Here is a 23738-nt window from a genome sequence, read left to right as displayed (position 1 = left end):
ATGGCTATCTCAGCCCTGAGGCGTTTGAGGAACAACTAGTCGCTTAGTGGTGTGTCCGTCGTTGGTGGGTAGGATCAGAAAGCTCAGAAGGCATGTACGACGTTGGAGGGGAAGTAGCGCCGTTTGGTCGTCAGGCGGAATCACTATTTATTTTCTTGCAGGGCTTTTTCCTATATTGACTGTATGCTAATTACGTTAAAGAAGTTATGAAGCAGCTTCTAGGGAAAAACACGCCTTATTCAGCAACCAAGATAATCCATTGCTACTATGCATCGACAACAGTATGGTTAAAGACGTCACAATAACTGATTACCGGCCAAGAGTTAAGGGAATAATAATACTATTGACGAATGGGAGCCTACTACAAACTAGCTATAATTATCAAAAAACATGCCTAGCCTCACTTACTGTCTAGCCGATTGACATTCACTAAAGAGATGGCGATGAAGAGTTATGTTTGAACTAAAAACTATCTTTTTATTTTTTATAACCGCCATCGCTGAAATTATTGGGTGCTACCTCCCTTACTTATGGCTCAAGCAGAATAAAAGTATATTACTGTTAATACCAGCTGCTGTTAGCCTAGGGGCATTTGTTTGGTTGCTCACTCTACATCCATCTGCTGCGGGTAGGGTTTACGCTGCTTATGGAGGGGTTTATATCGGCTCTTCTATTCTTTGGCTCTGGATTATTGAAGGTACCACTCCAACTATTTGGGATTTGGTCGGTTCAGCAGTTGCACTGAGTGGGATGGCAATTATCATGTTTTCACCTAAAAGCGCCTAACAAATCTATGAATTTATTGCATTCTGTAGAATTCCATCTGATATATCTAGCAAGGCATCTCATACCACCCACTATGGCGCTCAATTCTATACACCAGTTTTATTCTGCGCTTGGGCTTCAAGTAATAACTACACAATGGTACCCACCCTTTATGTGACACCTTGCGGTGACCTTTTGTTCTTTGCACTTAAAAGGCTGGCTTGGCTTCGCCGTCCCACTCCTTGATCAAGAGCTGAGCGCTCTTACCAACCATACAATGGAACACAAGCCCGCTTTTAATCCTGCAAAGCTCATGAACCCGCCATGTAAACTTGGGTAAGCGATCTTACTAGGCCACAGGTGAGTACTCTATTCGAGGTACTCAAGTTGGGTTCTTGAGTAGGCCAGTCACCGAAGCTAAACAAGAAGTGACGTCAATCCAGAAACATGGCGGGGTGCAGCTTGCGCCAGCCTTCTTGCTGGCAACGCCCCTACATTACGCGACTACTGCCAGCCCAACCTTTTCAAGCTGGATATTCCAGGGTAGCAGTGCCTCATAATCCTTAACGGATTGGCAGTGAGGAATCTGCTTAAGCACCTCCACATAATACCTGTAGGGGTCAAGGCCGTGGAGCTTGGCAGTGCGAATCAAACTGAAGTGCAGGCACAGTGCTTTAGCGCCATTGACCGACGATGCAAACAGGAAGTTCTTTCGAGCCATGACAAAGGGTTTGATTTCCTGTTCAGTCAAATTGTTATCGATTTCTAAGCGACCATCATTGAGGAATTCACAAAGCCCGTTCCAATATTTCAGGCAGTAATTCATTGCCTTACCCAGCGGGGATTTGGGTAGCACTTGCGGGTGGTGCTCATCCAGCCAGCACTTAAAGGCAGTCATAATCGGCCTGGACCCCTCTTGTCGTAAATCGTGTCGCTGCTTTGCGATCAGCTGATTCTCTTTGGCCCTCCTTTCAACCCGATAGAGCTTCTTATAAAAGTGCATTGCCTGCTTTGCTAGCCCATCCCCTTGTGCCGCTCTTGCTATGGGTTCAAATTTTCGCCGGGCATGTGCATTGCAGTGATTTGGGTTTACAACTGTCTGCTCAAATAACAACTCAAAAAATGGGTCAGCATCGCAATGCAGCGTGCCCTTAAAGCCGGCAAACCAGTCATTTACAAAATCTTTGTGATCAACGGCATTATATTCATAGAGGATCGCTTCCTTTCCTGGAGGGCCACCTCGGAAACAGTAGGCATAAGATTTTCGGCTTGCTGGCCGGCTAGGTTCGTTAAGAACTTGGAGTGATGTGGCATCCAGAGCCCCAATGTCGTAGCCAATGACCTCGTCTTTTAGCAAATTGCTCAGTGGTTGTAGGGGGAGTTACACAATCGATAACAGTACGAGCCATGGTTTGACGGGGAAAGCTAAAGCCGGCGCGGGTCTCAAACTGTTTTTCCAGGTGATAGAAGGGTTGTCGGTCATCAAGCTTACTGACAATGAGATGGGCTAGAATGGATTCGGTGAACTTACCCTTGGGTAGGATATGCTTTGGCTTGGGAGCAATAACTATTTGACCTACACAGCCTTTAGGGCAGGCAACCTTCTCTCGCAACTCTACAATCACCTCGTATACCGGGGGTATGTAGTTCAAGCGCTCATGGCGTTCGTAATCAACGAGGTTCTTTTGGCAGCCACATGCACAGGTTTTATCCTGCTCTGAGACAGGGATTACCACCTCTTTTCTTGGTAAGTGTTCGGCAAAGGACTTCTTTGTTTTTTTATGACGCTTGTATGCCGCAATGCTAACCGCATCGTCCAGGTCTTTGTCGCCATCGAAGGGTGAAGCATCATTTTCCTCTAAGGAACTTTCATCTCGAGCTTCTGAACTTTCGAATAGCAATCCCTGGGGATCATCAGGGTCTTCGTATCGCTCAGAGCGCCGACCAAAGAGAGAACCTTGCAGTTGTTTGAATTGAAACAATAGCTGATTGTAAGCCTTTTCAAACTGCTCGCACCGTTGGCGTGAGAGTTTGAGTTCACATGTAAGCTGTTCAACCTGGCACTGTAGCGTATCATCGGTAGCCATTGGGTTTTCCGATGTTAATTTATGTGTGGATTATACCATGGGCTACTATTTTCCAGGCTCTATACGTATCAATAAAAGCGGGAAAAATAGAGTTTTTCTGGTTCTTCTTGCTGAATAAAGTCCAACCCGGAAAGCAGCCACTGTAGCTGTGAAATCGACAACTCTATTGCGTCATTTGAAATGCCAGGAAAGATAAACCTCGACTTCTCATTTCGCTTATAAAGGAGCCAGAATCCATTACCTTCCCAGTAGAGCATACGAATTTTATCGGCCTTTTTGTTGCGAAAGACAAAGAGCTGACCGGATGTCGGATCTTTGTGTAATGTATCAGCCACCAGCAGCACAATACCATCAATCTGTTTCCTGAAATCGATGGGCTGACGGTAAAATCAGACTTTGCTGTTAAACGGTAGCCACATCGTATTTACAGGTCCATAAGGCCAGGAATTTGCGCCAACAACACCGGGCTATTGATCACCAGTTTTATGCCATTAGGGAACTCCAATATACCCAGGTTTCCCGTAGTGGCCACAGGGGACTTGATAGCCACGGGAACAAAGTCAGGGGTATCAGACACCGAAGTTTGTTCGGATAGCTTGCGGTACCAGTAGAGGAACTGGCTGTAGTTTAGATTGTGTTTACGACTATAGGCGCGCTTGGATTGAGAGCTTTTCTCAAAGGCCCTGATATGGGTTTGCCACTGTTGCTGATTCATGGGGCCGTCCTCCGAAGTTGATGGAGGGGGTATCATGGCAGCCTGCCAGAGCAAGTTGAATAATGTGGTTCATGTACCGCTTACAAATAGCAGCGACGCGCGGCGATGTTAAAGCCTGCCACCTCCTCCACTTTTCCGGATAGCTTCGGCACCTAGAAACAGCGGCACAATGTGATCCATGCCATGCTTCAGCTTACTCAGAAACATCAGGCTATCTCCCCGGACTCATTTTGTTTGATTTTTAGCCATCCCACTGCGAGCAAAAGCCATTTCCAGATTGGGAAACAATACCAATACCAATGCTGTCAAACTTAGAAGCCACATCTTCATTATGACCTCTAGCGCCAGTAATGTTGCGCGGTCACGGGGTTATAAACAATGGAGCGGTGCTAGGACGGGAGCTCTGTCGACTAAAAGCGGTCAACCGACAACATATACAGGGAGTTCAAAATATATACCATCAGACACCTTAACTGGGTGTATGAATTTACGGATAGAATAATCAAGGAATCACAGTGGCAAAATACTATCGTTTCACTCTGGTATTATTACTTACTGCACTGCTTAATGGCTGTGCGGTGCTCTCACCCAATTTCCAAAAGCCTGAGGTGGAAGTGGTTGCAATAGAACCTCTACCGGCAAGAGCTGGAAATAACCTCAAGTTTCGGATCCACCTTAGAGTCTTCAACCCCAACAACAGTGAGCTGGCACTCTCAGGCCTTTACTACACCCTGCGGCTGGGGGGGCATAAAGTATTGACGGGCACGTCTAACAACCTGATGCCTATTGCCCCCTATGGCCAGAATGATATTGCCGTGGATGCAACAGCCAGCCTGGTAGGCTCTATTTTTGCCGCTGTGAACCTTATCAATCAAAACCAGAACACCGTGCCTTATGAGCTGGAAGCAAAGATTGGCCTGAGCAAATCCCTAATTCCCTCAATCAAAGTAAATAGAAGTGGAGTGATAAGCTTGAACCAATATCGCTGAATATTATACGAGGCTTGTAGAATTTCCGAATATTCAGCTTGGCTATGCCGGTACCATTTCCTGGCCGGCATTCGCAAGGAAAATACCCCAGAGGGTATAACTGCCTACACTCTTCTTTACAAAGCCCTCACATCTGCTTGGTGACAATTAGGGACATCACAAAGTTTCCCATAGGGGCACTATTGTGACTCAGGAAACCCTCATCGGGATGCCCCTGGACGGTATAAAGTTTTGTGTTGTATCTGATATTAAAGCCAAATTCGTAGGCCCCACGGCCAAAGAAAGCACCCAGATTGGCGAGGGTCAGCTCCTTCTCAGGAGTCACACCATAACTGAAAATTTTTACCCCCCCTCTAACCTTAGAGTTCCCCTCCATCAACACGTTTCTTTGAACCGTTTTATGCTCAAATCCAGCCTGTAGATACCAGTAATGTTCAGTTTCTTGGGGGAGAGATAGCACACTGAAGGCCGGTAAAGCACTGCCTAGCAGCAAACGAAACCCCGCACCATAATCCCTAATGATATTGCCTGTTTTCCAGCGCAGATAAGGCACTAGACGGTAGTGTGCGCCTCCAAATTCCCCCTGGGATAGACGGTAATCCATCTTTAGTTCTGGCATCACTCCCCATTCATTATAAATCTGCGAATCCCAGCCCTGAGGGGGTGATGAGGAGACAACCCAATGCAGAAACTTCTGCGTCAGACGAGCACCGGATCTTGGGCCGACGGTTCCAGCATCGATAGTAATATCGATCAGCCAACGATCCGATAAAGGGTAACTGTAGTTAACCCCCAGGTAACTCCAGCCCGCATAAGGGTGTTCATTATTGTAGGGCTTAGACCTGCCCAGATGATCCGGGGTATAAATCTCCTGGCCAAACCGTAAGGTGTAGGGTTTACCTGTGGGGCTCCAACGGATGAAGAGACCACCGGTATAGTCCCTGTCTGTCTGGAAAAGTGCATCATTTACCAGCTCCACCTGCAATCTCCCTCTGGGAGAGCCATCCCCATGGGACACGGAGTGATAGCAGACAGAAAGCAAGCCAATTATAAAAATGGGGCGTATTTTTCTATTTTTCAGCATCCTTACCCGGCCCTTTCGTTTGATTAAATAAGCATCGCCAAACTCACACCCGTGTGATTAATGTCCCCAGTCCCCAACCTTATCCGCCCCAGGAATTTCAAACTCCAGGTATTCCTCAATACTAAAGGGCATTTCATCCACAACTGCTCGAACCCGCTGCCCAATAGCCTTGGTCTCAGGCCGCGCATTGGCAAGGCCTGTATAGGGGATACCCGTGCCACTGGGCACATCGGGGTACTTTTTCTTAAAGAGCTGATGCCGGGCCACCATGTGATTGAATTGTCCTTGAGTATGGATCAAGGGCACCAGCTGGGGAGATTCCTCGCGAGGATCCATATAGAGGTCATAGTAAGCTTCCGGCATTCCGGAAGATGCTACCTCCCCGGCCCCAATCCAGTGGCGCTTATAACGCCCCTTTACCGTAGCCCCCAGCTTGTCGCCGGTATAGATAAAGACATAATCACGGCGACCATGGGTATCGCCATGCAATAGCAGTGCTGTTTGATCTAGGCCATCTACCACTCGATCCGTTGGAATATACTCGGCCGCACCACCGAGCTTGGCAAATGTGGTGTAGAGATCGGTGATGTGAACAATATCCCCAACTGCCTGCCCTGGCTCTATCACTCCAGGCCACCAGGCAAAAGCCGGTACCCGCACGCCGCCCTCAGTGAAATCCCCCTTGCCGCCCCTGTAGAGCATTGGCAGCATCCCCCAGCCTGCCGGGGGGCTATGTACCATTGGGCCATTGTCGGCCATAGCGATAAACAGTGTATTTTCCGCAATTCCAAGGCTCTTCAATTCTTCCATCAACTGCCCGACAAAGTTATCTACCGCCGGAAATGCATCCGCCACCATTAGCCCTGCAACTGAGCGCTTAGGCATATATGCGGCCATAAAGTTGAGAAAATTAGGCCAGTAGGCCACAAAGAAGGGTTTTTTGGCTTCGGCATTTTTTTGAATGAATGCCATAGTGCGACGCTCAGCTTCTGGATCAAATTTGCTGAAACACTCGTTGGATGTTCCGCACCATTCACGCCCAGGCTGGCCTTTCTCCCCCTCAATATTCATGACCCAGCCAGCGGGAACCAGCCCTGGGTTATCCAGGCGATAGGGGTCTGGGGGGTAAATATCAGGAAACAACCCCAGTACTGCATTCGCCACATTGGCCTGAGGGTTATAAAGGGAAGTAATCTGGTTCATTGGGGTAAATAACGCCTCATCGAATCCCTGATTGTGGAGGTAGCTCTCCTCTATATCTCCCAAGTGACCCTTACCAAAGAAGCCAGTGGCATAACCGGCCCGAGATAATACCTCAGCAATTGTGACCTCCTCTGCTCGTAAGCCAGAGAACTCATGCGGCATTCCCACCTCTCCCATGCCATGCCGCACTGGGTGACGCCCTGTAAGCACCGCGGCCCTGGTGGGGGTACAGGAAGGCTCACTATACATGCGGGTAAAGTTGATACCCTCCGCTGCCATCTTGTTAAGGTTTGGGGTCGAATAACCGAAATTTTTCTGCAATGCAGGAAAGCCAACCGCACCAAAAGCGGTATCATCCCAAAGTAAGAAAACAATATTGGGCGGTTGCCCGTGCTTGTCCCGCATAGCTTTTAGACGCTTACCAATCTTTGAATCCTCTTGCGCCCAGCGCTCCCCGTTTTGCATTTTCAACACATAGTACTCGGCGTCGTGCACTACTTGTGCTTGTAACAAGGTTGAAAACAGTAGCATCGAGAGCCCAGCCAGTATTTGCCTTACAAACACGATCCACCCTCCATGGTTATCTATGGCTATGCGGCTAGAGAATTAATGTTCCTCACCAGATGGGCGGCAAACCCAATTCATCACTCTAGAAGAAAAGAGTTAAAGGGTGGCTCCTACGGCGACAAGCTGGAAAATTTATGAAGGTGAAGACACAGGTGGGTTAGTGGTAAAGATAAAAAAGAAAGAAGGAAAGCAGAAAGTGGCGCCCCATGTTATTCAAAAGGGCGCCAAGACTAGCTGTAGTATCGTTATGGCGATTTATGGTTATCCACCATTAAGACTGGCCAAGCAGCGCGTAAATACATCACCATGGTCCATAGTGTGAGAGCCGCGGCGATATACAACAGCAGGTAACCGAGACTTTCCATTACCGGGAATTCGCGAACATCAAAGGCCAGCAACACGATAATCGCCGCCATCTGAGCAGTTGTCTTAATTTTACCGACATAAGACACCGCAACACTATTACGCTGCCCCAGCTCAGCCATCCACTCTCGCAAACCAGATACCGCTATTTCACGGCAAATAATGATCGCCGCAGCGACGGTAAACCAAGCACTCTTATGTAGTCCTACAAGCAGCACCAGTGCCGTAGCCACCATCAACTTATCTGCAACAGGATCAAGGAAAGCGCCAAAAGCGGTGCTCTGATTTAGCTTTCTTGCCAAGTAGCCATCCAGCCAATCAGTGGCCGCAGCAGCGGCAAAAATTACTGCAGAGGCAATATAACTCCACTTGTAAGGTAAATAGAAGACTGCAACCAGTACTGGTATGAGTGCGACGCGAAGTAGTGTGAGTTGGTTGGCGAGTGTCATACTTTTCTCTGTTCTTGCGGAGGGCGTACGTTATCAAGCCATGATACAAATTGAAACGCTGAATGAGGGACACTAAATAAAAAATCCCCTACCAGGCCTCGTGACTACTCCTGGTGTAATGCCGAGTATATATCTTGAGCGAGCTTGCGACTGATGCCTTCAACACTTTCAATTTCTGTCACCGCAGCCCGTTTAATCTCTTGAAGACCACCGAAGTGACGCAGTAACGCTCGCCTACGAGCTGGCCCCACCCCAGCTATCCCTTCCAGAGGGGACTCTCTTCGTTTTTTGTCACGCCTTGCCCGATGACCAGTGATGGCAAAGCGGTGTGCTTCATCTCTAACCTGTTGAATCAGGTGTAATGCAGGAGAATCGGCGGCGAGCACCAACTCCTTGCTGGTTGAAACGACGTGCAAGGTTTCAAAACCAGCTTTCCGAGTAGTGCCCTTGGCCACACCAATAATCTGAACACCGACAACCCCAAGGCCATTGAGGGTATCAACCGCCTGAGTCACCTGCCCTTTACCGCCGTCAATCAGAAGAATATTTGGGAACTTACCCTCACCGCCCGACAGACGGGTGTAACGACGCTTCAGCGCCTGCCCCATCGCCGCATAATCATCCCCAGCCTGAATGCTCTCAATATTAAAAGTACGATAATCCGATTTCACCGGGCCACCGGTGTCAAAAACCACACAAGAGGCAACAGTAGCTTCACCCGATGAGTGGCTGATATCAAAACACTCCAACCGCTCTGGTAGCTGCTCCAGCCCAAGCACCTCTTGAAGCGTTTCAAAACGACTAAACAGCTTCTGCTGGGCAGCGGTGCGACTACTCAAGTTCTGCTGGGCAGCCTGCTGGGCCATCTCCACCCATGTAGCACGCCTTCCCCTCAACCGATGGGTGACGACCACATCACGCCCCGCCTGGGCACTGAGCGCCTGCTGTAAAGGAGCTAAGTCCTCCATAGCTTCAGAAGCAAGGATTTCCCGTGGTATCTCCCTCGGCCCTCCCAGATAAAATTGCGGCACAAAAGCAGAGAGCAGTTCCGGTTGGCTTAGGCCTAAGCGCTCACTGGGAAAATAACTGCGACTGCCGAGGATTCGCCCCTGTCTAATAAAAAGCACATGCACACAACAACTACCGCCCTCAGTGGCGACGCCCAGTACGTCGACATCCCCCGTATCTCCCTCAGCTACCTGATCCGCCTGCAGGCGTCGCAGCGCGGAGATCTGATCACGCAAACGCGCAGCTTTTTCAAACTCCAATGCTCTAGAGGACTCATCCATCTGATCGGCCAGCTCGCGGATAATATTGTCGCTCTTGCCCGTGAGAAACATTTCCGCATGGCGCACATCCTGACGGTATTCATCGGGGCTGATAAAGTCGACACAAGGAGCCGTGCAACGATCAATCTGATATTGCAGGCAGGGTCTGGAACGATTGCGAAAAACGCTGTCTTCACAGGAGCGAATACGAAAAGTCTTTTGCAGGAAATTCAGGCTATCGCGTACCGACGAAGCATTGGGAAAAGGGCCGAAATAACGGCCTTTCTTGCGTTTTGCTCCACGGTGCAACGCGATGCGCGGGAAGGTATCACTGCTGGAAAGAAAAATATAAGGGTAGCCTTTATCATCTTTCAGCATCACATTGTATGGTGGCCGCTGAGACTTGATCAGGCTTTGCTCAAGCACCAACGCTTCTGTTTCACTACGGGTAACCGTTACTTCGATACTGCCTATTTTCTGCACCAAGGCCATGGTTTTAGTCGTAAGGCCCGAGCTGCGAAAATAACTCGCAAGCCGATTGCGCAGATTCTTCGCCTTACCCACATAGAGAATATGGTTGTCAGCGTCAAACATTTGATAAACGCCCGGTTTACGAGTAACCGTTGAGAGGAAACGCTTGCTATCGAACATCTGGCAACCGGTAATACAGATTCAGTGAGTGCACTGTTTGTTGTTAGAGGGCCGCTTCGGGATCGAGCACTTGATATTTGACGGCAAGCAGGGTCAATTCCACATCGCTGTTAATATTCAGTTTCTCAAAGATCCGATAGCGATAACTATTCACGGTTTTCGGGCTGACCGAAAGCGACTTGGCAATCTCAGCCACCTTGGCCCCGTTCACAATCATATCTGCGGTTTGCAACTCACGTTTGGAAAGTTTTTCAAAAGGAGAAAGGTTATCTGGCTGGCCGGAAACATTGCGCAAAGCCATTTTGGTAGCCATGGAATTACTAATAAAAACGCCGCCATTCATTACCGTATGAATAGCTCGCACCATTTCCTCAAGGTCCGCGCCCTTAGTAACATACCCCATGGCTCCAGCCTGCATAAGGCGGCCGGGAAACAGATCGTCATCGAGTGCACTAACAGCAACTACTCGCACATGCGGGCAGCGGTTGAGCAGTTTACGAGTTGCCTCCAGACCACCCATACCCGGCATTTTTACATCCATTAGGATGACATCGACCTCAGTCTCGCGCACAAACTCCAAGGCCTCTTCGCCACAGTTCGCCTCGCCAACAACCTCTATATCTTCGACGTCACTCAGCATGCGCGAAATCCCCATTCGCACAAGATCGTGATCATCCACCACTAAGACTTTGATCAAGCTATCCCCAACTACGGATAAGTGCAGTGGCTACGCTGCGTATCAATCCCCATCGCACGTGCCCGTTAACTGCGTTCTTCTTTTTACTCACGAGGAAACTACCTCGTGTAGATTCACCCCAAGAATCCTGTCGCAACATACCAGACAAAAACGCTACTGCAAAGCGAAAGCACCGTCTCAAATGCTGCTGGAACTAAGATTAACCGCAGGATCTTACCCTCTATATAACTATTAATTATAGCTTAAAAACAAAGCAAATGATCATCCTGCGAACAACGGGCCTCATACCGCACGATTTGCGAAATAAGATACTTAAATAAAAGGGAAATTTTTAAGGTACTTTTGGGAATATAAATACCGAAAATTATTTCTATAGAGTATAACGCCGACCCGCCTATTAATCAGCATAAAGCCCTGTCTACTGAAAGCGGACTTTGGGCCGGGAGGAGATATCCAGAAAGTTATGGAACTCGGGAGTTAATAGGCACTAGGCAGATGCAGCCACCATAGATTCCGCATCAATCAGACTAGTACCCTCCCTCATTCACTATTGGCCCCTACGGGTAGTAACGCGGCTCAGGCTCGAGGGAAACCCCAAACTTTGAGTGAATATCCTCGGCAATATCCTGGGCGAGCTGCACCAACTCATCGCCAGCACCCCTACCCGGATTGACCAACACCAGTGCCTGCTGCTCATGCACACCAACAGTGCTTCGTCGCAAGCCCCGCCATCCGGCTCGGTCGATCAACCAACCGGCAGCGAGCTTCCAATGTTCACCCGAGGCATAGGCCACTAGATCTGGATGTTCCGCTTTTAGGTTTTGATACAGCCCCGAATCCACCAGGGGGTTTTTGAAAAAACTGCCGGCATTGGGAATCTTATCCGGCAAGGGCAGTTTGCTGTTGCGGATATCAATGACAGCCTGGGCAACCTGACCCGGAGTCAATGAATCACAGTTCCAATCGTGTGCCAGCATATATTGGCGCAGCGCCGGGTAGTTTATACGGGGCTGCCAAGACTGCGGTAACTGCAAGGTAACCTGGGTAATAATATATTTATCCCTTAGGCGCCCCTTGAAAATACTGTCTCGGTAGGCAAAACCACAGTCTTCCTTGGAAAACTCGTGGAGTTCACCCGTGGCGATCTCCACGGCTTGCAACCCCACGAAGCGATCACATAGCTCAATACCATAAGCGCCGATATTCTGGATCGGAGCAGCTCCGATCTTGCCGGGAATCAGCGCGAGATTTTCGAGCCCCCCCATACCGTTCTTGACCGTAGTCATTACCAGTTGGTGCCAGTTTTCTCCGGCTGCCGCCTCAATAACCTGGCCACCTTGATTCGCCCCAAAAGAGAGACCGCGCAGGTCCACCTGAATTGCCAGACCGGGAAAGTCACCGGTCAATACAATGTTACTGCCGCCGCCCAGCGGTAAAATTGGCAGGTTTTGTTCCCGGGCAAAAACCAGAGCCTCACGCAGCTCGTCCAGAGTACACACTCTGGCAAAATGGGCACTGCGCGCCGAGATTGCCAGGGTATTGTGAGGTTGCAAATCGATATCGGTTTCTATCATTAGGGCCAACTTTTAGCCGAGAAGCTCCCGCATACACTGAAGGTCCTGGTCGGTGTCAACACCACCGGGCACCTCCGCACAGGCATCGGCCACATGAATATTCTCATCGTGATACAAAAAGCGCAGCTGCTCTAAGGCTTCGAACTGCTCCAGGGGCGCCACTGGCCAGGTTACAAAGCGCTGTAAGAGCGCCACACGATAAGCATAGATACCTATGTGCCTGCGGGGTTCCAAGCCCTGCGGCAGTGCATTTGCGTGGATGGCAAACGCATCGCGCGGCCAGGGAATAGGTGCGCGAGAGAAATAGCGAGCCAGCCCGGATTGTGCGGCCACAACTTTGACAATATTCGGGTTGCGAAAATCGTCTATCGAGCAAATCGGCTCGCACAGAGTAGCAACACCCGCACAGGTATTTTCCGCGAGGTTGGCAGCCACCTGGTTGATGACTTGTGCAGGGATTAAAGGCTCATCCCCCTGTACATTTACCAAAATGCGATCATCGGCCAAAGCGAGGTTACTGGCCACCTCCTGTAAACGATCAGTACCCGAGGCATGATCCGCGGAGGTCATACACACCTCTCCACCAAAGCCTCGCACAACCTCAGCTACCCGCATATTGTCAGTGGCCACGATCACCCGCTCGGCGTTGCTCTCAGAGGCACGCTCAAAAACATGCTGTACCATGGGTTTACCGGCAATATCTGCCAATGGCTTGCCCGGCAGTCGGCTGGAGCCGAAACGAGCGGGAATAATCACATCAAACGAATATTTATTTTTCATCTTCGGAAAACTGTTGCAGGTGCTGATGCACTTTTTGATAGAAAAGATCGGGTAACCTGGCGCGCACCTCTAGTGCCCACCAATGACTCTCCCAAAAGTCCCGACATTTTACCGCGTCTTTCATGGTCATAATCACGGGGGTCTCACCGTCAAAATGCAACTCCTGAGAGCTAAATTGATGATGATCGGCAAAAGGCTGCTCCATCACCTTGAAGCCCATACGCTGTAGCGCGCGAAAAAACCGCTGCGGGTTGCCAATCGCCGCCACTCCGTGACAGGGGCCCGGTTCAGGGCCGGAGGTCAGACGCAAAGTCGAAGTCTGATCGAGATTAAACTGATGCCAGCAAGAGGGCTCCAGGGTCATCTGGTACTCCAGCAAGGCGCCACACTGCTTTTTCACCTTGGGTTCGGGCTCTCCATTACTGACCACAAGATCCACGGTCTGCAATCGGCTGGCAGACTCCCGCAGCGGGCCTCTTGGGAGCATATGCCCATTGCCGAGACCCCGGTGCCCATCCACCACACAAACTTCAAAACTGCGCCAGAGACTGTAATGCTGTAGGCCATCATCAGAGAGGATGACATCACACTGATGGTAATCAATCAGCGCCTTGGCCGCCTCACTCCGATTCGGGGATACCATCACAGGAACCCCGGTAATCAGGTGCAGCATCAAAGGCTCATCACCGGATTCCAAAGGGTGTGACTGGGCTGTCACCTGATAGGGGTACTGCTCGGCACGGCCCCCATAACCCCGACTGACAATACCGGGGTTTCTGCCCCGTTCTTTCAACCAGCGTGCCAACTCAGCCACTAGCGGCGTTTTGCCGGCTCCGCCGACAGTGATGTTACCCACAACAATCACTGGGACTGGTAATGGCTCTGGCGGTGTTCTGGAGCTGATCACCCTGCGCCGCTTACTCACACCGCTGTAAAGCAACTCCAGAGGCGTAAGCAAGGACAAAGAGGGGCTCTTGCCACTCTTTGCGTACCAGCGCTTGTTAAACCAATCTTCCAGTGACATCCAGTGCCCTAACCCATAGTCTGCTGTTGTAATAATGTGGCGTAACGCCCACCGCGAGCGAGCAGCTCGCTGTGCTTGCCACTCTCAACGATGCGCCCTTTCTCCATGACCAGAATGCGATCGGCATTTTCAATCGTACTGAGGCGATGGGCGATCACAAAGGTGGTGCGATTTTTCATCACTTCCGACAGGGCCGACTGAATATGACGCTCGGATTCATTGTCCAGGGCCGAAGTGGCCTCATCGAGAATCAAGACTGGCGCATCTTTCAGCAGCGCTCGTGCAATCGATAAGCGCTGGCGCTGTCCGCCAGAGAGCATCTGAGCATTATCCCCCAGCACCGTTTCCAGCCCCTTGGGAAGCTCTTCGATAAAACTGGACGCGTGCGCCAACTCAATAGCGCGCAATACATTCTCCTTCGGAGCACCTTCCAGCTCACCGTAGGCAATATTGCGGTAGACCGTATCGTTAAACAGCACAATATTCTGCGACACCATACTGATATGTCGGCGCAGATCCCGCAACGGTACGGACGAAATATCGGCGCCATCAATAAGGATGCGGCCTCCACTTGGCTCATAAAAACGCGCAAGTAAGCTCACCAGGGTAGTCTTACCGGAGCCGGAAGCTCCCACCAGAGCCACTGTCTCACCCGGTTCCACCGAGAAACTAATCTCCGAGAGCACCTGAGGTACAGACTCATCGTAACGAAAATCGAGCGCTTCAAAGGAGACAGCACCGTGAACAGGCTTAGGCAGCGCCTCAGACCCACCCTCTGGCTCCCTGGGAATATCCATGACCTCAAAAATACTTTCCGCAGCAGCGATCCCTTTTTGGATATCGGCAAAAACCTCAGAGAGGCTGCGCACGGGTTTCGCCAGAGAGGCCGCCGCACCGATATAAGCGGCAAAAACACCCGCCGTCATCGACTCCACCATACCCGGTGCCAGTGCCAGCCAAACAATCGTGGCGGTCGATAGGCCAACTAGGATCTGGATCACCGATACGCTGGCGTTATTGGCCACCACCAGTTTCATAAACTGTCTGCGGTTATTGTCACTGGCCGTCTGGAAACGAGTACTTTCATACTCCTGCCCACCGTACATCCGAACGACCTGATAACCGTTGATGGCCTCCTGAGTAACATGGGTAACATCCCCCATGGAATTCTGGATACGGTGGCTCAGTTTGCGGAAACGTTTGCCCACGGTACGCACGATAAGAGCAATCAATGGGGCAAACAGGAAGAAAGTTAAAGTCAACTTCCAGTTCACCAGCAAAAGGTAGGCCAGCAATGCAATCGTGGTGAAGGTCTCACGAAACAATACCTTTACCGCTTTGGTAATAGAGTTGGTCACCTGCTCGACGTTGTACGAGACTTTTGAAATCAAATAAGCGCCGGTGTAGCGATCAAAATAAGCACTGGGTAACTGGCCGATCTTTTCAAAAAGCTGTGTGCGCAGCTGATGAATCACGGCACGGCCAACATAGGCGAGTCCGTAGCTACCAACAAAGTTACCTATTGCACGCAGAACAATAATGATCAGCATGGCCACGGGCACCAGCCAGCGCGCCGTCTCTTGCGGCATCACGCCATCGGGATAATAGGAGGCCACAAACTTCGAGAGAAAGCCGCGGCTCTCCTGAATACCCGCACCCACGGCGTCCAGAAGCAGTTCCGTAACAGCGATCAGACTGACGCCCATGATGGAAAACAGGAAGAAGCCCAAAACAGCAACACCAAAAATAGCTAGGTGTGGTCGGGCATAGGCGAGCAAGCGGCGGTAGGTGTGCGCCCCGCGCTGTGGTTTATTGGGGGGCATGGTTACTTTCTTCATACAGACCAATGACTGGACTCGCCCTTACCACTTGGGTAAAAGGGCGAGTGCGCTCGCGGGGCCAGCAGTCAATCCCTGACTGGAAACTTAGCCCAGCGCGCTAGTTCTCTTCTGGTTGCCGTGTAGTAATGCTTAGGTTTACAAAACCTAACTGTCCAGCGGCATCCATTGCCCGCACCACGGCCTGATGGTGAGCGGTGGCGTCGGCGGTTATGACAAGCGGGCGATTGTACTCGTCTGCGGAAACTTCCGACAGCGCAGATTTCAAAGTGGTTAGCTTTTTATTGATCAACGCCTGGCCATCCACCGAATAAGAACCGTCCGCACTGATCATAATTTCAACAGCGCGCGATTGTTCAGCCGCCTGTGGTCCAGCGGCCTCAGGCAGGTTCAGCTTCAGATGGCTCTCTTTCGTGAAGGTGGTCGACACCATAAAGAAAATCAGCAGGAGAAAGACCACATCGATTAATGGCGTAAGGTTTACCCCATCCTGCTCTTTAGTTTGTCGGCGGAATTGCATCGGTTGCTACCTCACTCAGGCCGCATTTTCAATTTTGCGATCACTGTGCAAAGCATCTACCAGCTTCACCGCTTCCTGCTCCATGGTTACCACGATGGTATCCACGCGACGCTGGAAATACCTGTGTGCCATCAGTGCCGGGATAGCCACTATCAAACCCGCCGCCGTAGTAATCAAGGCCTGACTGATACCGCCAGCAAGAATGCCCGCGTTACCAGTTCCCTCCAATACAATTGCGTTAAACACACGAATCATACCAAGGACGGTGCCCAGCAAACCGATCAAAGGTGCAACCGCGGCAATAGTACCCAAGGCATTGAGAAAACGTTCCAGTTCATGTACTACCTGGCTCGCAGTCTCTTCGATACTGTCTTTCATGACTTCGCGGCCATGGCGGGAATTAGATAGGCCTGCCGCAAAAATTCTTCCAAGCGGACTGGAGTCGCGCAATTCTTTGAGTTTTTCCCCGTTGACCTGATTGCTCTTCAACCACCCCCACACTTCACCCAGTAAAGTACGCGGTGCAATGCGCTGTGGGTTCAGTGTCCATAGGCGATCAATACAAATGGCAATAACGGCAGCGGAACAGAGTAAGATCGGCAGCATTATTAGCCAGCCGCCAGATTTTATTATTTCAAACACTTTTCTTAGCCCCAAACAGCGAGAGGGATTAATGGAATTTTTTCCTGCAACAAAGGCGCAGAGACAGCACTTTATCACAGCTACTCACGGCGGCTAAGTCCTCTACTAGCTTCAGCGCTACCATTGTGATCCGCATACCAAAATCTTGGTGCGGATCGACCCAGCTTGATCACGGGCTCCGAAGCCTCATCATGCCAAAAAAACTCTATCGCTCCGCTTTGTGCTGTGTTGAAAATTTGCGTATCCATTGCACGGTAGCGCGCGACAACATCGGCATGCGGATGCCCAAAATGATGGCGAAATCCCGCACTGAAAATAACCCGCTCTGGTTTTGCCCAGGTCAATAAGGTTTGTGAAGATGAAGTTTTGGAACCGTGGTGAGGCGCCACCAGTAAGTCCACCGGCCCCTGTTCTGGGTACAACTGTCTCAGCCGACGCTCTACCGAGCGGCTAATGTCACCACTTAACAGTATCCGTACATGGCGCCACTCAACCAAGGCAACACAACTGTGATCGTTTTCTTCACCATCGATCTCCCTTTGTAGCGGCCACAACCAGCGCACAGAAAGTTCGCCAAATGAGATGCTTTCCCCCGCCACGCAGGGCTCAGTTGGAATATTGAAAGTGCCCGCAAGTTTCTGCCCTAATTGCCCAGGGGCATAGAGACGGGTTGATGGTAGGGCTTGTAGTAAACCTTCCACCCCACCGGCATGATCCCGATCGCCATGACTCACAATCAAGGCATCGATCACCTTTACACCGCTTCCGCTGAGATAGGGCGCGACTATGGCATTGCCAGCACTCCATCCTGAAGAGGAAACCGGCCCCGTATCAAATACGAGCCGCCCCTCAGGAGAGTGCAGAGAGAGCGCGAGTCCCTGCCCCACATCCAATGCAGTGAAGGTAAGCCCCTGGCGCTGCTCCACAACCGACACAGGCAGCAAGGGCTGCAACAGCGGAAGTAGGAAAAGCCACCCCAAGTAGCGCCCCGGTAAGCCCCTAGGCAAAACCAGCAGAAGAACGCACAGCGCTGACACAAAGAGCAAACTGGAAGTTTGAGGGGGCGTCAGGGCTTGCCAGCTGGGTAAGAATTGCTCGGCTCGAGCAAGCATCGTCATAAGAAGATCCAACTGCCAGTCGGCAAACTTAAAGCACCAGTGCCCCAGGCTCGACCCCACGAGCAAGGCACCAAGCATTAATGCCGGCAGTATTAATAAGCCAAGCCAGGGAATGGCAAGCAAGTTAAGCAGTATTCCCCCCGTGCTATAACCGGAGAAATACACCACAGAAGGCAGGATCAGCCCCAGAGCCACCCACCACTGGCTGCGCAGAAGCGACACAAAAAAGGAGAGCCAGCGCTTAGGCAGCCCGCTCAATTTATTCGCCGCCTCACCACTTAATCGTGCACTCCCCTCCGGCCTAGTGGCCTGCCGACCAGAAAACCCCAATAGAAGTGCCGCCACAGCGGAAAAAGACAACCAAAAACCGACACCGAAGAAGGCCAGTGGTTGGATAAGTAATACCAGCGCCAAAGCCACTGAAAAAGCGAGCCCAGCGCCCACCCTGCGCCGCCAGTGCCATGCCAGCAGTAAAACCCAGATCATCAGCAAGGCCCTCTGCGCAGAGAGGGGCGCACCCGCTAGTAGCGTATAAGCTAAAGTCCCGGTGAGAGCCAATAACAAGGGCAGCCATCTGGGACTTATACCCACCAACACCCCCAAAAAACGTGCCAGTAACTGCCCCACAAAGAGGAAAAACCCGGCCACCATGCCCACATGTAGACCCGAGATCGCCAGGAGGTGAGCTGTCCCCGTTTGTCGCAACATCTCCCTATCGGTATTAGAAAGGCCACTGCGATCACCCAGCAACAGTGCAGCTACCAAAGCATGGTGATCAATTGGCAAGCTTTGAATCACTCCCCTAAGATGATCTCGCACAAAGGATAATCCACTACCCTGCCGCAACCACTGCGGCTTTAGATCCCGCGTACGTACATAGCCGGTTGCATATACCCGACGCTGTAACAGCCAGCCCTCGTAATCAAAAGTATGTGGATTCACGCTACCCCGTGGGCGTTTTAGCCGCACCGGCAAAACCCAATGGCTATTACCGCGCAAGCGTGCCAAAACATCTTTATCGACCCGATACCAAGTGAGATATAGAAGGCTTCCCGCCTTAATAGGGCCCCGACCCGTCTCCTGTACTCGTGCCTGGAAGCGGATATCCCTACCCAAAGACCGCTGCCAGCCGTTGCCCCTAGCGGGCTTCTCCTCGGGTAAAGAGACAACTTCGACCGTCAGGAGCTGATCAGTACCCTGTGCCGTAATAGGCAAGCGCTGCTCTAACGCCGCTTGATTACTGATAAGAGCCCACAACGCCCCAAACATAGAAACACAGAGCAGCACCAAAAGTGTGCGATTCCGAGAAAGGGTAAGCAGCGACAGCAGTACAGCCAGATAGCCCCCCAGCATCACCCAAAGCTCCGGTAGGGTGGGCAGCAAACCCACTGCGACCATCGATAAGGAAAACACCCAAAGCGCCGGGGTCACCCCCTCGAGCAAACCGATGTCCTTCAAGCCGCTACAACTTTGAGCATTGAATGGTTTGTAGACCGATATTTTCCCTGTCATCCCTGTACAAGGCCCTTTCGTAATGAGTATTCCGTTAGACTGGGCCCTTCGTACAACCGGCACCATGGAACCACAAACCGCCCGAAACCGACATATTAAGCCACTTAATGACGGCCTTTGCCGTTTTTATGACACTCGTTGGTCATATTTTTTCAAGAAAAATACCGCCTTTAACATGTTTGTAATATTCAGGTCGCAAAATCCGCACCAAATCGAGGGACAGCCAACAAACTAAACGGAAGGCTTCCCCTCACACCACAACCATAATCTGTGCGAGACGACTATGAATAAGACCGCTCTCTCTCTGGCCATTGTTGCCATGATCCCTACTCTGGCCAACGCCCAAGAAGAAGGCGATGTCCTCGACTTTTACGGCAAAGCCAATGTTACCTTCCAGTCTGCCGACGAAGATGACGGCTCTGTCACTGACGTTCAAAGCAACGCTTCCCGACTGGGCGTGAAGGGTGAGATCGCCCTGACCGACGGTATCAAGGGTATCTACCGCATGGAATACCAGGTAGATATGGACGGCGACGCTGATGACACCTTCTCCCAGCGCAACATCTACGCGGGTTTGGAAGGCGGCTTCGGTCAGGTAATCGCGGGTAAATTCGACACCCCGCTGAAAGTAGCCCAGAAGAAAGTTGACCTGTTCAACGACCTCGAAGGCGACATCAAAAGCCTGATCACCAGCAGCGACAACCGCGAAGAGGACGCCCTGCAGTACACTACGCCGTCTTTCGCAGGCTTCAAAGCTTCTGCGGCTTACATCAGCAACAAAGACGAAGTAATTGGCTACGAAATCCTCGGTCAGGACGATAATGGTGACGTCATTCTGGGTGATGAAATTACCCGTGATAACGGTGTTTCCGTTTCCGTTGCCTATGACAACAACGGTGTTTACATGGCCTACGCCATCGACCAGGATGTTGAAGGTCAGGACGTTGACGTTCAGCGCTTTGTAGCCCAGTACAACATCGGCCCTGTACAGGTTGGTGCACTGTTTGAAGACCAGGAAGATGGCGCAGGTGAGAACACCGACGGCTGGATGGGCTCTGTTGCGTACAAAATCGAGCAGTGGACTCTAAAAGCTCAGTACGGCCAGTCTGACATCAAGAAAGAAGACGGTGAGACCTATAGCCTGGGCGTTGACTACAAGTTCAACAGCGCAGCCAAAGTATTCGGTTTCTACACCGACGAAACTGCTGATGGCGACTACGACCGCAACTATGCCGGTATCGGTGCTGAATACAAGTTCTAATAACACCCTGAGCAACGCTCATCCAAATTGGGTTTAGGTTGAGCCGTTAGGCGATCGCTCAGTGTAAAGAGCTTGAAAAAAGGCGGCTTTAGCCGCCTTTTTAGTACCTGACGAAAATGGAAGCGGATTTTACTAAATTACTAACAGGTCCATAAATCGGTTCACTGGCATTCCCTCAAGTTTCTCCTGCTCTTCGAAGATACCGACAATCTTTTTTACTCGGTGAGGGGGAAAACGCGAGAGTAGATTTGATCTGAATTTCTCCCCCAACAACGGAATACCCTCCGTACGTCGACGCCGATGCCCCAATGGATATTCGACGGCAACCTGATCTGTCTTGCCGCCGCCTTTAAAAAACACCTGAACCGCATTGGCAATAGATCGCTTCTCTGGCTCCAGATATTCTTTGGAATAACGCTTGTCTTCTACCACAACCATCTTTTTGCGCAACTCATCTATTTCTGGATGATCCCGATGAAAATCATCCTCGTAAAAACCAGCAGATAAACGACCAAATAGCAAGCCGACGGCAACAATATATTGAAGACAGTGATCTCTATCCGCAGCATTCGCCAGGGGGCCTGTTTTAGCGATAATGCGAATAGCCGATTCATGGGTAGTCACTACAACTTTATCAATTTCCGCAATTCGCCCCGCAATCTGTGGATGCAGGATAATTGACGCTTCACAAGCTGTCTGACCATGAAACTCTGCGGGAAAGGAAATTTTGAACAGAATGTTCTCAATAACATAGGAGCCGTAATCACGGGGAAAGTGAAATTCACGATTTTCCGGCGCCTTTATTTTCTGATCTGCGCTGGTCTTACTGAACGAAACATCGTAAAAACCCCACTGTTTTGCGGTAAGTGCGCCGGGCACCCCCATCTCCCCCCGCAGGGCGATATCAGCCAAACGAACTCCCCGTGACGTAGCATCCCCTGCAGCCCAGGATTTACGCGAACCGGTGTTGGGCGCATGCCGGTAAGTACGTAAGGCGCTGCCGTCCACCCACGCCAGGGAAATGGCTGCCATCACCTCTTCCCTACTCCCGCCTTTTAGCCAGGCCACCACTGCCGTTGAAGCGACCCGCACAAGCAGAACATGATCGAGGCCCACACGATTAAAGCTGTTTGCCAATGCCAATACGCCCTGGATCTCATAGGCTTTTATCATCGCCTCTAGAACGGTTCGCATCTTTAACGGGGGTTCTGCAAAGGTCAATTTCTTCTGGGAGAGATAGTCGCAGACGGCCAATATGGCTCCCAAATTGTCAGAAGGATGCCCCCACTCCGCCGCGAGCCAGGTATCGTTGTAATCCAGCCAGCGAATGGTAGCGCCTATATCCCAGGCGCTCTTTACTGGGTCCAGACAAAATTGTGTACCTGGAACACGGGCGCCACTGGGGACCAGAGTCCCCTCTACTGTAGGGCCGAGTAATTTTGTGCACTCAGGAAAACTTAGCGCCAAACATGCACACCCGAGGGAGTCCATGAGACAGTGGCACGCCGTGCGCCAAGCCTCATCTGAATCAACCTTGTAGTAGAGAACGTAATCGGCGATATCTTGTATCACCTGATCATATTCCGGGCGGTTAGTCCGGTTTGAATCGGAGCACATAACTGAGAACCTGACGTTGGTATGAAGGGAAATCAACAAGCCTAGCGGCTCTAGTCGCCATCCTCGATAAGATTGAGGAAGCCCCTAAACCCAAGACTTGGCAGAAACATAGAACATCTCGATGATACTGGCTCTTTGTGCTTTAGACCGTCACAATACTAGACCAGCTAACTACTGGAACTGCGAAAAAATGGTTTGTTATTGTTTAAAAAAGTGTTGAGGATCGATATATTTCTAATTAACTTTTGGGCAGATACCTTCACTACAAACGTCTCTACATTGATCAGCTCAAACTAAAAAAGATTGGAACCAAACCACACACTCCAAATTCACCTGCGGAATGTTAAGTTGCAAGAAGCCATTACTAAAACAAAAAGAATATACTGCGCGAAAGAAACGAAATTATTCCGACAGGGACAAACCTCTCAGAAGATTTACTTTATTCACACAGGCTATGTTCTTATCCGTAAAGTAGATTTTCATGGTAATCCGGGAGTTGTTGATCTGTATGGTCCAGGTTCCTGGTTTGGACCAGGTTTCGGTGGGCAATCACAAGATACCGAAGCAGTTGCCAAAATAGGCTGTGAACTTGAGGTAGCTCTACTAGAAAATATCGATACCTTGATGCGCTCACTGTCACAAACTCCAAAAGATCTCATAGAGCACTTAGCTAATAGGGAATCCCTATTACAACAACGTCTGTTTCAGCATATAACCGCACCTTTACCGGTAAGATTAGCAAGCTTATTGTCTCAACTATTCCACTTTCGGGGGCAGCCATGTGCTCACGGACATGAACTGGACGTCAAACTTTCTCAGTCTGAGCTAGCGGCCATGGCGGGGGGTAGTAGACAAACCGTTAGCCAACTTCTCAGTCGCTGGAAGGAGGATGGTGTTATCGATTACACACGCCAACATATCTGCCTGCTCAACAAAATTGCCCAGGAAGCTTTAAGCCAAAGATAAGTCTCGCCGTTATGTCAGCTAGCTGACAGTCAACTTGCCCATGCCTCC

Annotated in this window: 21 protein-coding genes; 4 read left to right on the top strand and 17 right to left on the bottom strand. The window is 50.6% G+C overall.

From position 1 onward, the window contains the following. Window positions 1-453 precede the first annotated feature (453 nt). Window positions 454-786 carry a YnfA family protein gene (locus tag Q1A69_RS15940; RefSeq protein WP_299587483.1) on the top strand — a complete coding sequence of 111 codons (333 nt, stop codon included), beginning with the start codon at window positions 454-456 and terminating at the stop codon, window positions 784-786. 475 nt (window positions 787-1261) lie between these two features. Here Q1A69_RS15940 and Q1A69_RS15935 read toward each other — a convergent pair whose 3' ends face one another. The 4 genes from Q1A69_RS15935 to Q1A69_RS15920 all read right to left on the bottom strand — a co-directional run bounded on the left by Q1A69_RS15935 (window position 1262) and on the right by Q1A69_RS15920 (window position 3567). Further along, window positions 1262-2122, bottom strand: coding sequence for an IS66 family transposase (locus tag Q1A69_RS15935; RefSeq protein WP_299587480.1), 861 nt, complete (start codon window positions 2120-2122; stop codon window positions 1262-1264). Continuing rightward, a complete protein-coding gene (locus Q1A69_RS15930; RefSeq protein ID WP_299587476.1) occupies window positions 2055-2852 on the bottom strand; it encodes a transposase in 798 nt (265 codons plus the stop codon). The genes Q1A69_RS15935 and Q1A69_RS15930 overlap by 68 nt, the downstream gene beginning before the upstream one ends. 68 nt (window positions 2853-2920) lie before the next feature. Next, window positions 2921-3226, bottom strand: a complete 306-nt coding sequence (gene tnpB / locus Q1A69_RS15925; protein WP_299587485.1) for an IS66 family insertion sequence element accessory protein TnpB — start codon at window positions 3224-3226, stop codon at window positions 2921-2923. Window positions 3227-3276: 50 nt separating this feature from the next. Beyond that, complete coding sequence (locus Q1A69_RS15920; RefSeq protein ID WP_299587473.1) at window positions 3277-3567, bottom strand: hypothetical protein; 291 nt, start codon at window positions 3565-3567, stop codon at window positions 3277-3279. A gap of 515 nt (window positions 3568-4082) precedes the next feature. On the opposite strand from Q1A69_RS15920, the gene Q1A69_RS15915 reads away from it, so the two are divergent. After that, entirely contained in the window at window positions 4083-4556 is a 474-nt protein-coding gene (locus tag Q1A69_RS15915) for an LEA type 2 family protein (RefSeq protein WP_299587471.1), read from the top strand. Between the two features lie 127 nt (window positions 4557-4683). Here Q1A69_RS15915 and Q1A69_RS15910 read toward each other — a convergent pair whose 3' ends face one another. The 12 genes from Q1A69_RS15910 to Q1A69_RS15855 form a co-directional block, all read right to left on the bottom strand. Beyond that, a complete protein-coding gene (locus Q1A69_RS15910) occupies window positions 4684-5640 on the bottom strand; it encodes a lipid A-modifier LpxR family protein (protein WP_366525597.1) in 957 nt (318 codons plus the stop codon). Between the two features lie 57 nt (window positions 5641-5697). Next, window positions 5698-7407 carry a sulfatase-like hydrolase/transferase gene (locus tag Q1A69_RS15905; RefSeq protein WP_299587465.1) on the bottom strand — a complete coding sequence of 570 codons (1710 nt, stop codon included), beginning with the start codon at window positions 7405-7407 and terminating at the stop codon, window positions 5698-5700. A 248-nt stretch (window positions 7408-7655) separates the two neighbouring features. Further along, on the bottom strand, window positions 7656-8222 hold the full coding sequence (gene pgsA, locus Q1A69_RS15900) for a CDP-diacylglycerol--glycerol-3-phosphate 3-phosphatidyltransferase (RefSeq protein ID WP_299587462.1): 567 nt from the start codon (window positions 8220-8222) through the stop codon (window positions 7656-7658). 104 nt (window positions 8223-8326) lie between these two features. Then, the gene (gene uvrC / locus Q1A69_RS15895; RefSeq protein ID WP_299587460.1) at window positions 8327-10141 is read right to left on the bottom strand and encodes an excinuclease ABC subunit UvrC; all 1815 of its coding nucleotides are present in this window, start codon (window positions 10139-10141) and stop codon (window positions 8327-8329) included. 43 nt (window positions 10142-10184) lie between these two features. Continuing rightward, window positions 10185-10838 (bottom strand): response regulator, encoded by a 654-nt coding sequence (locus Q1A69_RS15890; RefSeq protein ID WP_299587458.1) that lies wholly within the window; start codon window positions 10836-10838, stop codon window positions 10185-10187. Between the two features lie 557 nt (window positions 10839-11395). Next, a complete protein-coding gene (gene murB, locus Q1A69_RS15885; protein WP_299587455.1) occupies window positions 11396-12412 on the bottom strand; it encodes a UDP-N-acetylmuramate dehydrogenase in 1017 nt (338 codons plus the stop codon). 12 nt (window positions 12413-12424) lie between these two features. Next, window positions 12425-13192 (bottom strand): 3-deoxy-manno-octulosonate cytidylyltransferase, encoded by a 768-nt coding sequence (gene kdsB / locus Q1A69_RS15880; RefSeq protein ID WP_299587452.1) that lies wholly within the window; start codon window positions 13190-13192, stop codon window positions 12425-12427. Beyond that, window positions 13182-14216, bottom strand: coding sequence for a tetraacyldisaccharide 4'-kinase (lpxK, locus tag Q1A69_RS15875; protein WP_299587450.1), 1035 nt, complete (start codon window positions 14214-14216; stop codon window positions 13182-13184). The genes kdsB and lpxK overlap by 11 nt, the downstream gene beginning before the upstream one ends. Window positions 14217-14224: 8 nt before the next feature. Further along, entirely contained in the window at window positions 14225-16039 is a 1815-nt protein-coding gene (gene msbA / locus Q1A69_RS15870; protein WP_299587448.1) for a lipid A export permease/ATP-binding protein MsbA, read from the bottom strand. A 115-nt stretch (window positions 16040-16154) separates the two neighbouring features. After that, on the bottom strand, window positions 16155-16574 hold the full coding sequence (locus Q1A69_RS15865; protein WP_299587445.1) for a biopolymer transporter ExbD: 420 nt from the start codon (window positions 16572-16574) through the stop codon (window positions 16155-16157). A 15-nt stretch (window positions 16575-16589) separates the two neighbouring features. Further along, window positions 16590-17216, bottom strand: a complete 627-nt coding sequence (locus tag Q1A69_RS15860) for a MotA/TolQ/ExbB proton channel family protein (RefSeq protein WP_299587443.1) — start codon at window positions 17214-17216, stop codon at window positions 16590-16592. An 80-nt stretch (window positions 17217-17296) separates the two neighbouring features. Further along, window positions 17297-19846, bottom strand: coding sequence for a DNA internalization-related competence protein ComEC/Rec2 (locus Q1A69_RS15855; RefSeq protein WP_299587441.1), 2550 nt, complete (start codon window positions 19844-19846; stop codon window positions 17297-17299). Window positions 19847-20129: 283 nt separating this feature from the next. Between Q1A69_RS15855 and Q1A69_RS15850 the strand changes: the two genes are divergently transcribed. After that, window positions 20130-21107, top strand: coding sequence for a porin (locus Q1A69_RS15850; RefSeq protein ID WP_299587438.1), 978 nt, complete (start codon window positions 20130-20132; stop codon window positions 21105-21107). Between the two features lie 132 nt (window positions 21108-21239). Here the strand turns inward: Q1A69_RS15850 and Q1A69_RS15845 are convergent, their stop codons facing one another. After that, the gene (locus Q1A69_RS15845; protein WP_299587435.1) at window positions 21240-22724 is read right to left on the bottom strand and encodes a bifunctional 2-methylcitrate dehydratase/aconitate hydratase; all 1485 of its coding nucleotides are present in this window, start codon (window positions 22722-22724) and stop codon (window positions 21240-21242) included. A 348-nt stretch (window positions 22725-23072) separates the two neighbouring features. Here Q1A69_RS15845 and Q1A69_RS15840 point away from each other — a divergent pair, with 348 nt between their 5' ends. After that, the gene (locus tag Q1A69_RS15840) at window positions 23073-23690 is read left to right on the top strand and encodes a Crp/Fnr family transcriptional regulator (RefSeq protein ID WP_299587432.1); all 618 of its coding nucleotides are present in this window, start codon (window positions 23073-23075) and stop codon (window positions 23688-23690) included. Window positions 23691-23738: the final 48 nt, after the last annotated feature.

It is taken from the genome of uncultured Microbulbifer sp. (assembly GCF_947498635.1).
In the GTDB taxonomy this organism is placed as follows: domain Bacteria; phylum Pseudomonadota; class Gammaproteobacteria; order Pseudomonadales; family Cellvibrionaceae; genus Microbulbifer; species Microbulbifer echini.
This window is presented reverse-complemented; position numbering and strand designations above follow the sequence as displayed.

Bases quoted from the DNA above. Each gene is read 5' to 3' on its own strand.
- Q1A69_RS15940 (WP_299587483.1), top strand. From the start codon at position 454: ATGTTTGAACTAAAAACTATCTTTTTATTTTTTATAACCGCCATCGCT.
- Q1A69_RS15930 (WP_299587476.1), bottom strand. From the start codon at position 2,852: ATGGCTACCGATGATACGCTACAGTGCCAGGTTGAACAGCTTACATGT.
- Q1A69_RS15920 (WP_299587473.1), bottom strand. From the start codon at position 3,567: ATGAATCAGCAACAGTGGCAAACCCATATCAGGGCCTTTGAGAAAAGC.
- Q1A69_RS15910 (WP_366525597.1), bottom strand. From the start codon at position 5,640: ATGCTGAAAAATAGAAAAATACGCCCCATTTTTATAATTGGCTTGCTT.
- pgsA (WP_299587462.1), bottom strand. From the start codon at position 8,222: ATGACACTCGCCAACCAACTCACACTACTTCGCGTCGCACTCATACCA.
- uvrC (WP_299587460.1), bottom strand. From the start codon at position 10,141: ATGTTCGATAGCAAGCGTTTCCTCTCAACGGTTACTCGTAAACCGGGC.
- murB (WP_299587455.1), bottom strand. From the start codon at position 12,412: ATGATAGAAACCGATATCGATTTGCAACCTCACAATACCCTGGCAATC.
- kdsB (WP_299587452.1), bottom strand. From the start codon at position 13,192: ATGAAAAATAAATATTCGTTTGATGTGATTATTCCCGCTCGTTTCGGC.
- lpxK (WP_299587450.1), bottom strand. From the start codon at position 14,216: ATGTCACTGGAAGATTGGTTTAACAAGCGCTGGTACGCAAAGAGTGGC.
- msbA (WP_299587448.1), bottom strand. From the start codon at position 16,039: ATGCCCCCCAATAAACCACAGCGCGGGGCGCACACCTACCGCCGCTTG.
- Q1A69_RS15865 (WP_299587445.1), bottom strand. From the start codon at position 16,574: ATGCAATTCCGCCGACAAACTAAAGAGCAGGATGGGGTAAACCTTACG.
- Q1A69_RS15855 (WP_299587441.1), bottom strand. From the start codon at position 19,846: ATGACAGGGAAAATATCGGTCTACAAACCATTCAATGCTCAAAGTTGT.
- Q1A69_RS15850 (WP_299587438.1), top strand. From the start codon at position 20,130: ATGAATAAGACCGCTCTCTCTCTGGCCATTGTTGCCATGATCCCTACT.
- Q1A69_RS15845 (WP_299587435.1), bottom strand. From the start codon at position 22,724: ATGTGCTCCGATTCAAACCGGACTAACCGCCCGGAATATGATCAGGTG.